Here is an 18349-nt window from a genome sequence, read left to right as displayed (position 1 = left end):
TCTCAGCGACGACCGGCGCCGAACGCATCGGCTGGCCGCCGCGCGCCGACCAATCGAACTATTCGCTTAGCGTTTCCTGTAGAATCCAAGAGCGACGACGCCCAGGATCGCCATGCCGACGGCAGTCGACGGCTCGGGAACGGCCGCGAGCAACGCGGCGAACGCCGCTTCGCCGTGCGCGGCGATGTAGTCGGCGCGGAACTGCCGAAAGTCAAGCCGATCGTTGTCGCCGTCGCCGTCGAGATCGCCGCGGAGTGCGGCGTTGACGCGGGACAAGCCGGTCAGACTCGTGAATCCGTTGGCGGAGAAGATCTGCCAATCGTTCAGGTCGAGGACGCCGTTCGTGTCGAGATCGCTCCGCGAGTACGGCGTGCCGGTGTAAGAGACGAGCACGTCGAGCGTCTTGGCCGTGACTCCGTCGTTGGTGAACAGCTTGACCACGACGTCCTCGATCGAGGACTTCTTCCAGATGGCGCCGAAGTCGATCGTTTGTCCGAGGTGAAACGTCCCGGCCGGGGCTCCTTGATCGCCTTCGGAGAGTTGGAAATCGGTCGAGGAGGTCACGGACCAGGGACCGGAGTCGATTGGCGTCGCCCCCATGCCTTGGTCGAGATTGCCGGTGATCTTCACCCATGGCCCGGCGTCGAGCGCCCCGGCCGCGGAGGTGATCTGATAGCCGACGAAATCGTTGATGCTGGCGAGGGTAAGATTACTGAGCGTGATGTGCCCCGTCGCACGATTGACCGCCGCGGTCGGCTGAAGGTTCTGCGGTTGAGCGATATTGTTGTGGAGAAACAACCCGCCGATCTGGGCCGGCGAGAGAGCGCCGTTCCAGATCCCGAATTCGTCGATCGTGCCGTCGAACTCCTCGTTCCAATTGGAGGGGTTGCCGGCATGAACCTCGGCCGGGGCGTCGAGGAACGGCCCCGTTCCGCCGAACACCCTCGACGCAACGCGGATGCCGTCATAGTACATGGTCAATTCGGTCGTCGCGCCGTTGTAGGTCGCGGTCGACATATGCCACGAGCCGTCGGAGGGATACGGGAACCCGGCGTCAAGGTCGACCGTCGCCCCCCAGAAGTGGAAGTTGGGAAAGGCCATGATCGATCGGGCCTTGAAGCTGTTGCCGCTGGTCTCCTGGTCGTCGATCCCGAAGCCGGCGATGTACTCGAGCGATCCCGGGGGAGAGACGAAGCTCGTCCAAACGTTGATCGTCCAGGAGTCGGTCCGCCCGACGGGCAGAGCGGTGTTTTCAGGGGTCGGATCAACCCAGTCGACGCCGTCTCCGATGCCGCCGGTCAGAGGATTGCTGCCGGGGAGGAGCATGACGGCGTTGCCGAACCGGCCGGGCACGATTTCGCCCGCCCCGACGCCGGTGTGGCCGTTGCCGGAACTGTCGGGAAACGTTTGGGTCAATCCGAACGGCTGGTCGAACGCCCACAAGTGCACCAAGGTCTGGCCCTCGGCCGACGGCGTCAGGGCGAGCAGCGCCCACGCGAAACCAAGCTTCGCGACCGCTTGAATCCTCATCTGTGATCTCCCTCGCGTAATCAGATCTGGCTGCGACTTCTCAATTGGAGCTCGCCGAGCGAGCGAAGCGTTCATCGGGAACGGCGCCGGGGCCGAGCGCCTAGCGGCGGCTGGCCTTGGGTTGGCCGCCGTCGTCGCGGTGCCCCATTTGGCGGAACTGTTCAGGATCGACGTCGAACGAGACGAGGGTCACGGACCCGTCGCACATCGAGACGAGACATCCCCCGGGATGCGAACTCCCGAAGAGCTCGCGACGATTCAGATCGGTCAGGGCGCTCAAATCGGCCCCGTCCGGCTGCGGGACATGGTCGGCGTCGCGATTGTTGTAGTAGACGGAACGGACCAGGTCGTCCTGGAACCCGACGAACATGGCCCAGTCGTCCCCTTTGTACAGCCCCGTGTCGACCTGATCGCGCGGAACCCACTTTTCGCCGAGGGCCATGGTGTAGCTCAGCCCGTCGGAGATGGCGCGGCTGGGGACCGCGTTGCCGCAAAACGACACGCCGGTGAACTCGTCGATCGTCGGCGGAAATCCGGCGACCACTGCGTTGTACTGCGTCGGCGCGATGGTGATGCACCGGGAATCGAACCCGGTTTCGTCGCCGACATTGACGGCGTAGTCGCCGCGGGCCGCCAGCGTGAACGTGTACTCGATCACCCCGCCCGTGCCGTTGCCGGTGAGAGCCGCTTGTCCGTGCGGGTACGGGTAGGGGCCTCCGCTACGGCGGGAGGGACAATTGGCGAGATTCAGCGGGGTCGAGTCCCGCTGTTGCAGGGCCGTCGTGCGGGCGGCGCCCGTGAGGCCCTTGCCCATGTCATGCAGAGCCTGCGCCTCGATGTACGGCAACGTTGCGAACAGCCAGGACCCCGGTTGCTTGGCTCCGCTGCCGCGATCAGGATCGCCGGTCCACCGCCCCGACCAACCCGAAGCGGGCCAGGACCCCGACGCGCTTTCATGATTGAGCATCCCGAGGGTCAGATTCTTGAGGTTCGTGGTGCATTGGGATCGCCGGGCCGATTCTCGTGCCGCCTGGATGGCGGGAAGGAGCAATGCGATGAGCACGCCGATGATGGCGATCACCACCAACAGTTCTACGAGCGTAAAGCCACGCTTCGCGACTCGAACAGCAGATTGACGGTCCATCGATCGAGCACCTGAGACCACGAGATCCTCCGAGCGTTCCATTCCTCGCCTCGCTCCCTTGCCGGATGTCGCGAAGGGACGTTACGGAAGAAATAACCTTGAATAGAGGGCCTGCGTTCGGCAGGCGAACGCCAGCGATGGTCCGCAAGGGAGGCGGCCTGCTGCCCCTCCCCGCGAAACCGCCCGACGACGCCCTCCCTGCGATCCGGCAGGTCGCCCGTCAGACATGCTTGGCGAGAACAGACCGCCTCCTCGTACTTGTCATACCAACGACGGCTAGGCGGTTGCGCAGTCCGCGCGACGATTCCTGGAAAAGCCCGCGTATTCTCGCATGTTCTGTGAAGAATTGGCGCAGAAGCGCGCCGGCGAGTCGCCGTCCGTTCGCCCGGCCGACGGTCGGGCCGGGCGCTAAAATCCCGTTTCGGCGGGACTTTTCGGGAGGCCTTGCGCAACCTGAACCCGCGCTCACGGTATCTTAATACTGCGGGGAACTTGCGCGGGCAGATATCAACCAATGAAACGACCCCTCGTCTATCCGGGCTTTAGGACGGCCGGCGTCGACCTCGACTCCGATTTGCCGGCGATTGAAACGATGGACAGTTCCCCTTCGGACCGCGCCGATCTCGACCGCGTCGACCCCGTTCGCAACGAGCACGCTCGCAGCGAGTTCGTCCAGTTGTTGACCAAGGCCCAGTTGGGACTGCTGCGATACGTCACGGCGCTGACGGGCAATCCCGAAGAGGCGAGCAACATCCTCCAGGAAACGAACCTGATCCTCTGGGAGAAGTTCGACGAGTTCACGTTCGGCACGAACTTCGAGGCCTGGGCCACGAAGATCGCCTACTGGAAGGTCCGGGCCTATCTCCGCGATCGGAGCCGCGAAAAGCTGGTGTTCAGCGGCGAAATCGTCGAGCAGCTTGCCGAGCGACACGAGTCGACCGCGGACATGGATTCGACGATTGTTGCGATGCGGGAGTGTTTGAAGAAGCTGCGAGAAAGCGACTACGACTTGCTGCGACTGCGCTACGACGGCGATTATTCGATTCAGAAGCTCTCCGGCCACCTTGGCAAATCCCCGTCCGCCGTCAAAGGCGCGTTGCTTCGCGCGCGGCGCTTGTTGCGGGCTTGCATCGAGGGACGACTCCTGCACGAGGCGTAGCGAGCTTCGATCCGTGTCGACCGCCGGGCGCGACGCTCGGCCCGACCGACCGCCGCCACGCTCTCACTCCCAAATGGCACGACGATGGATCTGAAAGACGAGCACGAATTGGACCGCTTGGTCTCCGCGCTGTTGGACGACGGCCCGTCGGAGCAGGAATTGCATCGGCTGGAGGAACTGCTGATCGACGACGCGGAACTGCAGTCGAGGTATTGGCAGCTTGTCAGCACCCATGTGGCGCTCGGCGTGGCGATCGGCGGAGACCGGCAAGCCGCCGCGCCGCCGACGCGGGCCGGCTCGATGCTGCATTGGTTGAAGCCCCGCCTGTGGACTGGCGGGCGAAAGGCCGCCGATCGGTTGGAACATCGGGCCGCACAGCCGCTTCGCATCGCTGCGGCGATTGCGCTGGTCGCCGTGGGCATGACGCTGTGGAGTCGCCTCGCCGGTCCCGAGCATGGTGCGGCCCCGGTCGCGGAGGCCACGACGTCTCAACACTGGACGGTCGACCGCGTCCCGACGATCACCCACGTCTCATGGGACGGGCCGACGTTCTCGGACGACGCGGGGTTGTGGCAGCCGATCTCGGCGATCGACGGCGGATCGATTTCGCTTCCCGTCAAGCAAGATCGCGAGGCGGACGGCTATCTGTTCTGTCTCCCTCCCGGGGCGACCGTCGAACTGGTCGCGACCTTCGACGCTACGAGCGAAAACTGTCTGTCGGTCGCCGAGATCACCTCGCGCGGCGACCACGCCGTGCGGAAGGCGACCTTCACGAACTCCGGGGTCGGTCCGCGGCCGCTCCACGCAAATCCGCGGGCGTCGAATCGTCGCTACGGAGTTTTGGGCAGATGGTCGGAGATCAACACGACCCCGTCGCCGCGCTACTTTTTGCTGACCGGGTCGCATAAGAACTCCTCAGAGGATGCGTCCCACGAGTGGCAGGTGAGCGAAATGGCCGTGCTGCTGCAGCGGGAGGACGTCATCCACATCGGCTGGGAGGACGCTCCCGCGAAGTCGGCGAAGGTGAGCCACGAGGATTACGACGATCTCGCAGCGACGTTGTTCGTGTCCTATGCGACGAACCCAAAGACGCCGCGAACCGGGTTGCGGGTCGTCGGTTCGGACGTCGGACTCGTCGAGGGGACGCCCTCGATCGACGGCAAGCCTCATCGGATCGCCTTGGGGCCCGGCGACGCGATCCTGGTGAAGGTCGCCTCGGAGGCCCGCCTGGAAAACGGTCTGTTCCTGGTCGATGCGACGACCGGAGAGGTCGAATGGGCGACCTCGAACAAGTCCGCCTCGATCGACTCGCTCAATCTTGGCGCAGCGGCCGTCTTCAACGACTCGACGACCCCGCGCGACGTGCTGATCGTCGGCGCCCATCGAGAGCCGTGCGGCGAGGGAGAGGATTGCGAGGCCGTCTGGAAGGAATCGAGTCGCCGTATCCTGTACGAGCAAACGGGCTTTGACATCCTGGGGTTCGAGGATTCCAAGATCGACGACGATTACAACGACATCCGCGTCAGCGTGCTGCGCGGTCGATTCGCCGCGCCCCAGGAGCGGCCGTAGCCGCCTCGTCGCGATCTCCCCGCGGCGGTTGGCGGCGGTCTTGGCGCTTTCCTCGTCGTCGAACCTCGCAAGGGCCGGGAACGCGCTGCAATCTCATCTCAGTATTTTCACATCATGGCAAGCAGCGACGGCACGGCGACGGCTTAGGTCGCGGCGTCGAAGGGACGGTCGACAGTGGCGGACACGCGGCGTCTGTGTTTGGAAAAGCTTGAACCCCGGATGGTCTTGGCCGCTCAGCCGATCATCACGGAATTCATGGCCTCGAACGACTCGACCTTGTACGACGGCTACGGCATTCCGTCCGACTGGATCGAGCTGTTCAACGCCGGCGATCAGCCGGTCGACCTCGCGGGCTACGCGCTGACGGACAACGCCCAAGACTTGCAGAAGTGGACGTTCCCCAGCGCCACGCTCGCCCCCGGACAGTATTTGGTCGTGTTCGCTTCGGGCAACGGCGTCGCCGACAACCAGGGCAATCTCCACGCCAACTTTGCGCTGGCGGCCGGCGGGGAGTACCTCGCACTGAGCGATCCCCAGGGGGTCGTGCTGTCGGAGTACGGTTCGGGGGGTGCAAACTACCCGCCGCAGAGCTCGGACGTCTCCTACGGACTGGCGTTCTCGACGACGACGACCGAAGCGGTCGGACCCTCCTCCGCCGTCCGCTATCGCATTCCGACGAACTCCTCAGTCGACGCGACCTGGACCGCGTCCGGGTTTGACGACGCGACGTGGTCCGCGGGAACTGCGAGCATCGGTTACGAAACCTCGGGCACGGACTTCGCGGCGCTGATCCAGACGACCGTCCCGGCGGGGACGACGTCGGTCTACGTGCGGATCCCGTTCCACGTCGCGACGGCGGGTTCGACGATCTCGACGCTGCAAATGAAGTACGACGACGGCTTCGTCGCGTATCTCAACGGCGCCCCGATCGCAAGCGCGAACGCCCCGGCGGCGCCTGCCTGGAACTCGGTCGCAACGACGACTCATCCCGACTCTGCGGCCGTCGCCTACGTCGATTTCGACGTGAGCGGCTACTCGCACCTGCTGCAGACCGGGACCAATACGCTGGCGATTCACCTCTTGAACGCGGGCAGTTCGAGTTCGGACTTGCTGCTGGTCCCGCGATTGACGGTTCAATCCGGGACGCCGATCGAACCCGAACTGGTCGGGCGGATGATCTCGCCGACGCCGGGCGCTCCGAACACTCAGGTGCAGGCGAACCTCGTTGCGTTCTCGCGTCCCGGCGGCGCGTTCAGCGGTCCCTTTCAACTGACCCTCTCGACGCCCGATCCGACGGAGACGATCCGCTATACGCTCGACGGCTCGACGCCGACCGCGACCTCGCCGCTGTACGCAGGCCCCTTGACGATCAGCGCCACGACCAGGGTTCACGCTCGCGCGTTCGGGCCGCTGGGACAAGTCGGCCCCGTCAAAAGCGAGGCGTACACGTTCGCCAGCGCGTCGGTGAGCTCCTTCACGTCCGATTTGCCCATCATCGTGTTGGAGAACTTCGCCGCCGGAACGCCGGGAAACGACTTCCAGGACGCCTGGATGTCGCTGTACGACGTGTCTTCGACGACCGGGCGAAGCAGTCTCGCCGATCTCGCCAGCTTCTCCTCGTTCATCGGCCAACATGTGCGAGGGTCGAGCACGGCCGGCCAGCCGAAGACGAACTTGCGGATCGAACTGCGCGACGGCCTGCGCAACGATCTGGCGGCGTCCCTGTTGGGCATGCCGGAGGAAGCCGATTGGGTGTTGTACGCCCCGTACAACTTCGATCGGGCGATGATCCGCAACACGACGTTCTACGAACTGTTCCGCCAGATGGGACGCTACGCAGCCCGGACGAGGTATGTCGAGGTTTACGCCAACTTCAACGGCGGCACGCTCGACGGCGCGGACTATATGGGCGTGTACGTGTTGATGGAGAACGTCAAACGCGATCCGAATCGCGTCGACGTCGACAAGCTCTATCCCCTGCAGACGGCGGAGGTCGACCTCACCGGCGGGTACATTCTCAAGCTCGACCGGTCTGACGGCGAGCCGGACGCGAGTTGGAAGACGTCGCGCGGGATCCCGACGTTGAGCGGTTCGTTGCTCGTGCACGTCGAACCGGAACGGGCCGAGATGTCGCTGGCGCAACGCGACTACATCCGCGGCTACGTGCAAGCGTTCGAAGACGCGTTGTACGGACCGAATTCGACCGATCCGTTGCTGGGTTACGAAGCCTTCCTCGACGTCGACCCGACGATCGACCATCACATCATGCGGGTCTTCTCGAAGGACCCCGACGGGCTCCGGCTGAGCACGTTTCTGGTGAAGGACCGGGGGGGGAAGCTGTCGTTCGGGCCGGTGTGGGACTTCGATCGGGCCGCCGGGGCCGACGACGACGCCCGGGCCGCCGACCCGACTGGCTGGCCGATGCCCGACGTAAGCTGGTTTGAGTCCGATTGGTGGGGCCAACTGTTCGACGACCCCGACTTCACTCAGCGATGGGTCGACCGCTGGCAGGAACTCCGCCGCGGCGTGCTGAGCGACGCCAACATCCTGGCGACGGTCGCCGCCGAGGCCGCCCCGCTCGTCGAGGCCCAAGCGCGCAACTTCGCGCGCTGGCCGACGAGCGCCCCCAACGGAGGGGCGTACGCGGATTCGGGGCTCTCGGGATGGCTCGCCGAGATCAGCCATTTCGGCAACTGGCTCGTGGCGCGGGCCCAATGGATCGACGAGCAGCTCATCGCCCGCCCGGGGATGAGCCCCGCCGCCGGCGTCGTGTCGCCTGGGACGGTCGTCACGTTGACCGCGACTCCCGGCGCCGCCGTCTATTACACGCTCGACGGCAGCGACCCTCGCGCCGACGGAGGGGCCGTTTCCTCGGCGGCCATTCTGTACACAGGACCGTTCTCAGTCGCACAGACGACGACCGTCACGGCGCGCTCGCTGGGAACGCCTCCCCCGCAGAGCGCGAGCCGCTATCCTGCGGCCGAGTCGCCGAGCCGCGCCGTCGACGGCAACTCGGCGACGAAGTACCTGAACTACGGCAAGGAAGGCTCGGGGTTGATCGTCACGCCCGCCTCGGGGCCGGCGATTGTGCGGAGCTTCATCCTGACGACGGCCAACGACGTCAGCGCTCGCGACCCCGCCTCGTACCAAATCTACGGCACGAACGACCCGATCGCCAGCAAGGACAACAGCACGGGGCTCGCCGAGAACTGGACGCTCGTCAGTTCCGGGACGCTCAACCTGCCGGAAGCCCGGCGCACGAACGGGCCGGTCGTCTCCTTCGCCAACTCGACCTCGTACTCCTCGTACAAGATCGTCTTTCCGACGGTCAAGAACAGCGCGTCGGCCAACAGCCTGCAATTCGCCGACGTGCAGATGCACCAGACTCTGAACGGCACGGGACTGGGCGTGCTCGGCGCGAGCGATCAGGTGCGGGCGATCAACGTGGCCAGCCCCGACGTGAACTTCGGGGTCAGCGCGTGGAGCGAACGGACTGCCGGCCAGTTTGCGATCGAGGTTCCTGCGAGCGCCGCAAACCTGCGGATCACCGAGATCCACTACCACCCGGCCGATCCCACGCCCGCCGAGTTGGCCCTGGCGCCGGGGATCGTCGACAACGATTTCGAGTTCGTGGAGCTTCGCAACATCAGCGCCGAGGCGATCAGCCTCAGCGGCGTGCGGTTCACCGAGGGGATCGGGTTTGACTTCACGCTCGGCGGCGTCGCCGTGCTGCAGCCAGGCCAGTCCGTGCTGATCGTCGGCAATCCGGCGGCGTTCGCCGCGCGATACGGCACGGATCTGTCGATCGCGGGGCAGTTCACGGGCCGGCTCGACAACTCGGGCGAACGGCTCAAGCTCGTCGATGCGAACGACCAAGTCATTCACGATTTCGTGTACGACGACGCGCCGCCGTGGCCGACCGCGCCCGACGGCGACGGTCCGAGCCTGGAGGTCGTGAGCGTGTGGGGCAATTACGGCCAGGGCGCCAACTGGCGGGCCAGCGCCGTCCTGCACGGCAGCCCCGGGGCGCAACCGTGGCGGCCCGGCGACATGACCGACGACGGGGCCGTCGACGGCGTCGACTTCCTGGCATGGCAACGCGGGTTCGGGACCGTTTACGTTCCGGCTGATCTGTACGAGTGGAAGGCGACCTACGGCACGGAAACCGCCAGCCAGTCGGCCGTTGCGGCGATCGCGGCGCCGGCGGCGATCGACGAATCGGCGCTGGCGGCCGCGGCCAGGCTGCCGACGACGACCGCCGAACGCCGACCCGCCGCAGTCTGGGCCTGGCTCGCAGACGCCGGGCTGACGGCAAGCTCGCCGGACCGAGTCGCCGGACCGGGCGAGCCCGCGAGGTCGCCGCGCTCCACGGATGCCGGCGAGGCCGCCGTCGCGCGCCTGCACGACGACGTGCTGGCGCGGGAACCCTTCGCGCGGCGCAGCTCGGCGTGGGCCGAGAAACTCGCGCAAGCGCTTGGCGAGGAGGAGTCGCCGCACGGCGAAGATCGCTTCCTTGCCGACGCGGTCGGATCGCTCCTCACGTCGAAAAAAATGTCGCGAATTCTCCGTCGCGGCGCAACTCCGCTCGCCTAGCCGGTATGTCTGGGGAGAGGAAACCGCCGTCAACGCGACGGCGCAAGGACCGTCGGTCCGTCGGAGTTTCTTCGCGCAGCGAGCGGGCTTCGAATCGCGCGTGGCGCGGGTGGTCTCGGCGTGCGGGCGTTTGGCTTCTTTTCATCTCGAAGAATCGACTTGTCTGCGGCTCCTCGACGGGATCGTTTCGTCCGCCTTGCGGGCGTCTTGGTCGTCGGGACGCTGTTGGTGCGCCTGCTGAACGGCGGAGTCGCCTCGTTGGTTGCTCGGCCTGGGCTATGGGGTTTTCGCTTGTAGCGAGTCGTCGCTGCGCCGGAGTTGCGAGGAACGACATGGGCAAGCATTTGCAATTCTGTTTCACATCTTGGGAGGGACGTCGACTCATGAATCGGTGCATGACAACGTTGGGAGTCTGGGGAGCCGTGCTTTCGCTGGCCGGAGTCTGCCAGGCCACGATCGTCGGCTTCGGCCAATTGGGAGGCAACAACACCACGGTCCCGGCTGCGTTGGGATCCAACGCCGTCGCCGACGGAAACGGCTACGTCGTCAGCAACGGCACGACGCCGAACGTGGCGCTCACCTGGGATTCCGACTGGGATATCCACACTTCGAACTTCTTTGCTCCGTTGGAAGGGCAGACGGTCGGCGGCGGGGATTGGGACAATCAGGGCAACATCCCGCGGATCGGCCAGCTTGATTTCGGCACGCATACCATCGTCTTCGCCGCCGACGCCGGCTACGCCGTGGTCCTCAACTCATTCGACTTCGGCCACACCGGGGAAACGGCGGGGACCACCAACTGGGACCTGGAATTGACCGACTCCAGCGCCGCCGTCGTCTGGAGCCATTCCGTCGAGTTCGTCAACGGCTCTACCGTCACGGTCGCTCCGAACTTCACCGGCGCAGGGGGCCAGAGCTACACGCTCACCTTCAACCGCACCGCTGAAACTTACGGTTCCAACGGCCGTCACGGCATCGACAACCTGAGCTTCAATCAGGTGACGATCCCCGAACCGGCCAGTTTGGTCCTGGCGGGCCTCGGCCTCCTGGGCGCCGTCGCCGGCCTCCGCCGACGGTCGTAACCGCCGTCCCGGACAAGTTGCAGTTTGACACGGTGCAAGGGCGGGTGGCTCGTTACGGGCGACCCGCCCTTGTCGTTTGGCCCAAAGCGGCGCGCGTTTCAAAGAAAGCTCGTCCATCGCCGGATCGGCGTCTCCGCAAACGGGCCATGGCGCTTCGACGACGATCCCCCGCACGCGCCATTGGCGCCCAGGCTCGAACGGCGCGAGGTTCCGTCGCCGAACCGCAGGACTAGGCACAGCCGGCCTCTCGAAGTATCAAGAACGGGCGGGGGCGAACCGTTTCGGCCAAGTGCGCGCGGCCGACCCCGTCCGGCTTGTCGCTTTGTTCGGGAATCCATGCCGTGCTCTGCCGTTCTCCGATCCTAGCGGTCTGCATGCTGTTGCTCGTCGGCGGACGCGGCGTCGCCCAGTCGGTCGCCGAGCCGGTCGCGCAGCCGCGTTGGATTCCCGATTCGGTCGAGTTCCTGGGCGACGTCCCCTACGCCGGGACCGACAATCCGCGGCAGAAGCTCGACCTTCTCCTGCCGCGCAGCGAGTCGAACGACCCCTTGCCCGTCGTCGTGTTCATCCACGGCGGCGCCTGGCTTGCCGGCGACAAGCGCACCGACCTGCGCCAGGCGCTGCCGTACGCCGAGTCGGGGCAGTACGCCGCCGCGAGCATCGGCTACCGACTGAGCGGCGAGGCGAAGTGGCCCGCCCAGATTCACGACTGCAAGGCCGCAATTCGTTGGCTTCGGGCCAACGCCCCCCAGTATCGCCTCGACCCCCAGCGGATCGGCGTGGTCGGCGCCTCGGCCGGAGGACACCTCGCCGCGGTGCTCGGCACGAGCGGCGACGTCGAGGCGATGGCAGGAACGATCGGCCCGCACGTCGACGCGGCCTCGCGCGTCGCCTGCGTGGTCGACCTCTTCGGGCCGACCGACTTTCTGCAGATGAACCGGACGGCCCTCGCCGGCGCTCGCTTCGACCACGACAGCCCCGACGCGCCGGGGGCGCTGCTGATCGGCGGTCCCATTCAGGACAACAAGGAGAAGGTCGCCGCCGCCAATCCCATGACGTACGTCACGCCCGACGACGCGCCGTTTCTGATCGTGCACGGCACGCGCGATCCGTTGGTCCCGTTCAATCAATCGGAGCTTCTGCACCAAGCGCTGCGGCAAGTTCAAGCGACGTCGACGCTGATCACGATCGAAGGCGCCGGCCACGGCCAGGGATTCCCCGCCGAGGTCCGGCAAATGACAAGGCGCTTTTTCGACCATCACTTGCGCGGCCTTCGGTCGGAGTGGAAGGACGAGACGCTCCCCGCAGCAAAGTGACGCCGGCCGGCTCCGCGCGCCGCGCCGAAGGGCGCCTTCCAGGAGCCCCCGCGCACGTCGGGAGCCAGTCGCCAGCACGCCGGCAAGCCCCGCTCAGGCCGGTTCGCCACAGGTCATGAACACGCCTTGGCCCCGACCGTCGAACGTCGACAACCTGACTTCGCCCGGCTCGCTACGCTCGCCGTCGCTACGCCCCGCACCAACGCGGCCCCTGCAGGGACTTTTACAGAACAGAGGGTACGCTGACTGCCTCCGCGCAGCAGAGCAACCGCCTGAGGCATCGCCGGGCCGCTGCGGTTGATACGCCATGTTGTGATCCGCGAGCACGGCGGGACGCAATATCGAAACAGAAGTGCGCAGTACGGAAACTGCGGCTTGCGGCGGAAGGTTACAGTGAAGCGATCCCCTTCTCTCGGGCGTCGCTTCGGGTCCCGAATGCGGCGAGCGGCAGCTCGTCGGCATCGCGATCGCGCCGAGCGAGAAGGGCCGGTCGCGAGCGGCGACGGCGGTTTTGTTCGGGCGCCTGCCCGCATCGTCCCCGGCGGGCACGCGGGCGATGCGCGGCGGAGCGAACCTGCCGCGCCGATCGTCGGCGCCGCCGCGGCAGTACAGAGCTCAGCGACTTCCGAGGCTATCCATGCGGCACTTTCTGTTGGCGACCGGTGCGGCGGCTCTCGTCTGCGTGACGACCGCGGCGCGCGGGCAAACCCCCGTGACGACGATCGTGAATCCGAGCTTCGAGATCGGCACGCCGGGAACCGCCGTGACGACGGGGTGGACGCAGGTCGCCGGACTGGGGCCGATGTTCATCGCCAACGCATCGTCCGGCGGGGACGTCGCATTCGCGCACTCGGGGAGCAACTACCTCACGGCGAATCGACAGGTCCCCGAGCCCGACTACCCGACGAGCCAGAACATGGGCGTGTTTCAGATCGTCGATCTGAGTCCCTATGCCGGGCTCGTCAATCAAGGGGGCCAGCGGATGCAAGTGTCGTTCGCGTACAACGACAACGACCCCAACGACACGGCCGTCGTCGCCTACAGTTTTCTCGACGGCATGGGGGCGACGCTCGGCAACACGTACACGTTCAGCTCGGACAATTCGGGAACCGGGGCGTGGGCGACGACTTCGCTCGTCGGCGACATCCCGGTCGGGACGAACTCGATGCGGCTGACGCTGCAGACGGCGTGGAACAATTTCGGCACGGTCCGCAACGTCAGCTTCGACAGCGTCAGCGCAAGCATCTTGCCCCCCGCCGCTCCGCTGCAACCGGCGGGGATCGTGCACGGCAACCTCATTCAGTTCGACGGCAGCGGGGCCTGGACGTGGTATTCCGACGAGCGGGCCGTCGTCGATCCTAACAACGGCCGCGTGCTGGTCAACTCGGTCGGGTTTTCGCCCTCGTATCAGGCTGGAGTAGGGATCGTCGATGTCGTCGACTTCAATCCGCAAACAGGTCGCCGAGTACGGACGCAGTTGTCGAACCTGTCGGGGATCTCCAGCCAGAACATCCAGGTCGACGACCACAACAACGGGGCGCTGCTGGTCTTGCCGGACGGCCGCTATCTGGCGATGTACGCCAATCACGGCAACAACGGCGGGCTGGGAGACCGCTGGAGCCGGTGGCGGGTGAGCACGAACCCGGGCGACAGCACGTCGTGGTCGACCGAGCAGGTCTTCAACTGGTTCACCGGCGTGCCGGGCGCCGATCAGACCGGCAACGCCAACGCCGCCAACGTCAGTTACCACAACCTGTTCTATCTGTCGGACGAGGATCAGGTTTACAACATTTCGCGTTCCTACGGCCAATTGTCGACGAACGGCGCGTCGCAAAACATGCCCAACATCATGCGTTACGACATGGCGACGAACACCGTCGAGTGGGCCGGGCAACTGCTCGAAAGCGCGGCGCAGGGCTATTCCGCGTATCCGAAATACGCCTCCAACGGGGTGAACCGCATCTATTTCACGACGACGGAGACGCATCCTCGCAATTACAACAACAGCATCTACGCGGGCTACATCGAGAACGGGCAAACATTCGACATGGCGGGCAACCTGATCGACGCCGACATCTTTGACAACGGCACGGCGGCCGGGGGCTCGGGGTTCGTGCCCGACGTCACCGCCTTTACGACCGTGCAGCAGGCCGATCCCCTGGGCGCGGGGTACAACCGGCTGTGGACGGTCGACATGAACCTTGACGCCGCGGGCGATCCGATGGCGCTGTACGTTTCGCGGTGGAACCCCGACGGTTCGACCAGCGCCGGCAGCACGACCAACCCCATCGACCATCGCCTGCACTTCGCGCACTGGAACGAACAGACCGGGCAGTGGGCGGCCCACGAAGTCGCACGGATGGGCAACCGCCTGTATCGCGGCGCCGATCTCAGCGAGCAGGACTACACGGGCAACGCCGCGCTCGTGCCGGGCGACCCCAGCACCATCTACGTCTCGACGCCGTACGATCCGCGCGATTCTTCCGGCGCGACCTTCACCAGCTCTTACGAAATTTACAAAGGGAAGACCGCCGACGGCGGCGCGAACTGGTCCTGGACGGCCGTCACCGAGAATTCCGTCGTCGACAACTTGCGGCCCATCGTCCCGGATCCGCACGGCGGAGCCCCCACCGTCCTGTGGTTCCGCGGCACGTACACGACGGCGCATTCCATCAACGCCGCAATCGTCGGCATTGTCGACCGCGACGACGAACAACTCGGGCTGGTCACGTATGTCGACGCGACCACGGCGAATACGACGCGACTGAACGGGACGCCCGTCGGGGCCACCGGTCCCAACGGCAACGCCGGCGCGAACGACAACCTGTGGCACGTGCGAACCGGCGTCGGCAACGGGGGCAGCGTCTTCGCCTCGAGCGAGTCCGGTTTCGAGAACGCCCCGATGCTCAAGACGACCCTCAGCGGGCTGGCCGACGGAACGTACGACATGTTCGCCTACTTCTGGAGCAACGCGAGCGCCGACTGGCGGCTGTTGGCCGGGTTGGAGAGCGACAACCTCGTCGATTTCCGCCGGTACGGGTCGCAGCACGCCACGGCCGACCAGTTCACGAGCATCGAGACGGTCTCCGCGGAGGGCAACTCGATGCTGCTCTATCGAGCCTACCTGGGGCGGCGCACCGTCGCCGGGGGAGAGAACGTCGACGTGTTCATCGACGATTGGCAATCGCTCTCCGGCTCCGCGATCCGCACGTGGTACGACGGCGTCGGCTATGCGCTGGTGACGCCGACCGGGATCGACGGCGATTTCAACGGCGACTCCGTCGTCGACGGGGCGGACTTCTTGGCGTGGCAGCGCAACCCCGCGGTCGGCGATCTGGCGACATGGCAGACCAACTTCGGGGCGTCAGCGCCGGCGACTTGGTCCTCGACTGCGTCCTCGACCGCGGTGCCGGAGCCGGCGGCCGCGGCGCTGCTCGCGTGGGGGGCGACGATGGCGACCCGCCTCCGTCGCCGCCGCGGCGAGTGAGGGGCAAGTGCCCGCCGGGCGGCTACGGGCGAGTTGCGTTATACTGGCTCGCTTTGGCGTCCTGATTCGCGCGGCGCCTGCGACCGCGCGGGGCCGCTTGTTCCCAACGTCTCGTCCCGGGCGATTTCATGTCATCGTTTTTTGCGCATCTGCTTCGCCAAGGGGCGCTCCCCGCCGCGACTTGTCTTGTCCTCCTGATCGGCGCCGCCGCTGCGGCCGAGCAGCCCCCGAACGTCGTCCTGGTGATGTGCGACGACATGGGGTGGTCCGACCTCGGTTGCTACGGGGGCGAGATCGCGACGCCGAACATCGATCGGCTGGCCGCCCAAGGGCTGCGGTTCACGCAGTTCTACAACAACGCCAAGTGCACGACGACGCGGGCCTCGCTCGTCACCGGGCTGTTGTCCCGCGAGCACGGCCGGCTCGACCGCAGCATGGCGACCGTCGGCGAAGCGCTGCAGGGCGCCGGCTACCAAACGACGCTCGTGGGCAAGTGGCACCTGGGGCGCGGCCCCGACACGCATCCCGCGCATCGCGGGTTCGACGAGTTCTACGGCCTGCTCGACGGAGCGTGCAACTACTTCGATCCCGCACGGCGCGACCCGCCTTACAAGGGGGGCGAGGTCCGCTACTTCGCGCGCAACTTCACGCGGATCACCGAGTTCCCCGCCGACTACTACACGACCGACGCCTTCACCGACGAGGCGATCGCCGCCTTGCGCCGGATGGCGGGCGAGGATAAGCCGTTCTTCCTCCATCTCTGCTACACCGCGCCCCACTACCCGCTCCACGCCAAGCCGAGCGACGTCGCCAAGTACCGCGGCACGTACCGCGACGGGTGGGAGGCGCTGCGCCGCCGTCGATTCCAACGGCAGCGCGAGCTGGGGGTCGTCGGCCCGCATTGGACCCTCTCCGAGTCCGACTCGCAGGCGTATCCCTGGGAGACCGCCGACCAGGACTTCGAGGACCTGCGGATGGCGGTCTACGCGGCGATGGTCGACAGTCTCGATCAGAACGTCGGCCGGTTGCTGCAGGAGCTCGACGCGTTGCAACTCGCCGACCGGACCGTCGTCATGCTGTTGTCCGACAACGGCGGCTGCTCGGAGGAGCCCGGCGGGCGCAACCCGGCGGTCCGGCGCCCGGGACCGGTCGACGACTACGTGGCGGTCGGACCGGCGTGGGGCTGGGCTCAGAACGCGCCGTTTCGTCGCTACAAATCGTGGATGCACGAAGGAGGCGTCCGCACGCCGCTGGTGGTCCGCTGGCCGGGGGTCGTCGCGCCGGGGGGGATGACCGACCAACTCGGCCACGTCATCGACCTGCTGCCGACCTGTCTCGATCTGGCCGGCGGCGAGCATCCCCGGCGACTCGCCGGGCGCGATCTCGTGCCGCTGGAAGGGGCAAGCCTCGCGCCGATCTTCCGCGGCGAGCGGCGCGAGCCCCCCGCGGAGCTGTGCTGGGAATTCGCCGGCAACGCCGCCATCCGTCGCGGCAAGTGGAAACTCGTTTGGGATTCGCTCACCAAGCAGTGGGAACTGTTCGACGTCGAGTCCGACCCCACCGAAACGCGCGACCTGGCGGCCGACCAACCGACCCGCGTCGGCGAACTGGCCCAGGGGTACAACGAGTGGGCGCTGGCGACGGGAAATCTCGTGTTGCCGGCTCCGAAGGCGCCGTGAGCGCAGGCGCGCAGCGGGGCCGAGCGCCGCAAGCGCACAGCCGCGCTCCCCGTCTCGGCGACGGCGTCGAAGCAAAACTAACACGCTCCGTCGTGCAAAACCCGCATTCGGCACGGGGGGTGATATTGCTCTTACTCCTTTCCCGCCAAGCAGTTGGGCGCCGCGCTCGACAGCTCGAGGGGGTCGATTTTGCTTGCAAAACTCGGCTCCGACGAGCAAAACCCCGCGCCGATCCCCGCCAGGGGAAGCCGATCCAGCAACTGCTGGATCTCCGACGGCGGCTCGGGCGGCCCTTGTTGCCGGGCGCGGCGCTCGCCGAAGTGGTCCTCCTGCAGCTGCCGCAGCCGCTCGACGACGCGCGTCCGCTGCGCTTCGTCGTAGCATTCGTCGGCCAGGATGGCGGCCGTTTTGTCGAGCAGCGCCTTGAGCTCGCCGGGGGCGACCGCGTCGGGGCGTCGCGGGGCGAACCGCTCGGGGCACAGCCGCTCGAGCAGCCAAGCGGCGGCCCGCCAGTGGTTCTCGGCCGCCCGGCGGATCATCCGCAGCGGCATCAACTCGGCGGCCGTCTCGGCTTCCTGCAGTTGCCGAGCGAACGCCTCGTCGCGCTGCGCCTCGCGGCGGATGGTCCAGGTCGAGCACCCGACATGCCGGGCGGCCGCGCCGATCCCCGCCCCCACCGACACCAGCGCGCAGACCGCGCGACGTTGTTCCTCGTCGGCCAACAATCGCGGCCGTCCTGATTGATTCATAGAGCCCCCCTACTTTTCCGCTGCGGCGAATGTGCAGCGCG

10 protein-coding genes are annotated in these 18349 nt (G+C 66.5%); 7 read left to right on the top strand and 3 right to left on the bottom strand.

The annotated features are described in order from the left end of the window. Nucleotides 1–66 precede the first annotated feature (66 nt). Complete coding sequence (locus KF688_19350; protein MBX3427845.1) at nt 67–1530, bottom strand: LamG domain-containing protein; 1464 nt, start codon at nt 1528–1530, stop codon at nt 67–69. A 100-nt stretch (nt 1531–1630) separates the two neighbouring features. Next, a complete protein-coding gene (locus KF688_19345; GenBank protein MBX3427844.1) occupies nt 1631–2674 on the bottom strand; it encodes a DUF1559 domain-containing protein in 1044 nt (347 codons plus the stop codon). 514 nt (nt 2675–3188) lie between these two features. On the opposite strand from KF688_19345, the gene KF688_19340 reads away from it, so the two are divergent. The 7 genes from KF688_19340 to KF688_19310 all read left to right on the top strand — a co-directional run bounded on the left by KF688_19340 (nt 3189) and on the right by KF688_19310 (nt 17559). After that, on the top strand, nt 3189–3833 hold the full coding sequence (locus KF688_19340; GenBank protein ID MBX3427843.1) for a sigma-70 family RNA polymerase sigma factor: 645 nt from the start codon (nt 3189–3191) through the stop codon (nt 3831–3833). Nucleotides 3834–3917: 84 nt separating this feature from the next. Further along, nucleotides 3918–5402 carry a hypothetical protein gene (locus KF688_19335; GenBank protein ID MBX3427842.1) on the top strand — a complete coding sequence of 495 codons (1485 nt, stop codon included), beginning with the start codon at nt 3918–3920 and terminating at the stop codon, nt 5400–5402. Nucleotides 5403–5600: 198 nt separating this feature from the next. Then, nucleotides 5601–9995 (top strand): CotH kinase family protein, encoded by a 4395-nt coding sequence (locus KF688_19330; GenBank protein ID MBX3427841.1) that lies wholly within the window; start codon nt 5601–5603, stop codon nt 9993–9995. Nucleotides 9996–10378: 383 nt separating this feature from the next. Next, nucleotides 10379–11077, top strand: coding sequence for a PEP-CTERM sorting domain-containing protein (locus tag KF688_19325; protein MBX3427840.1), 699 nt, complete (start codon nt 10379–10381; stop codon nt 11075–11077). 341 nt (nt 11078–11418) lie between these two features. Beyond that, complete coding sequence (locus KF688_19320; protein MBX3427839.1) at nt 11419–12393, top strand: alpha/beta hydrolase; 975 nt, start codon at nt 11419–11421, stop codon at nt 12391–12393. Nucleotides 12394–13030: 637 nt separating this feature from the next. Then, nucleotides 13031–15880 carry a BNR-4 repeat-containing protein gene (locus KF688_19315; GenBank protein MBX3427838.1) on the top strand — a complete coding sequence of 950 codons (2850 nt, stop codon included), beginning with the start codon at nt 13031–13033 and terminating at the stop codon, nt 15878–15880. 128 nt (nt 15881–16008) lie between these two features. After that, nucleotides 16009–17559, top strand: coding sequence for an arylsulfatase (locus KF688_19310; protein MBX3427837.1), 1551 nt, complete (start codon nt 16009–16011; stop codon nt 17557–17559). Nucleotides 17560–17690: 131 nt separating this feature from the next. Here the strand turns inward: KF688_19310 and KF688_19305 are convergent, their stop codons facing one another. Beyond that, nucleotides 17691–18308, bottom strand: coding sequence for a hypothetical protein (locus KF688_19305; GenBank protein ID MBX3427836.1), 618 nt, complete (start codon nt 18306–18308; stop codon nt 17691–17693). Nucleotides 18309–18349: the final 41 nt, after the last annotated feature.

The organism is Pirellulales bacterium (genome assembly GCA_019636345.1).
GTDB lineage: Bacteria > Planctomycetota > Planctomycetia > Pirellulales > Lacipirellulaceae.
The sequence above is the reverse complement of the archived record's forward strand: the minus strand, read 5'-3'. Positions and strand labels throughout refer to the sequence as shown.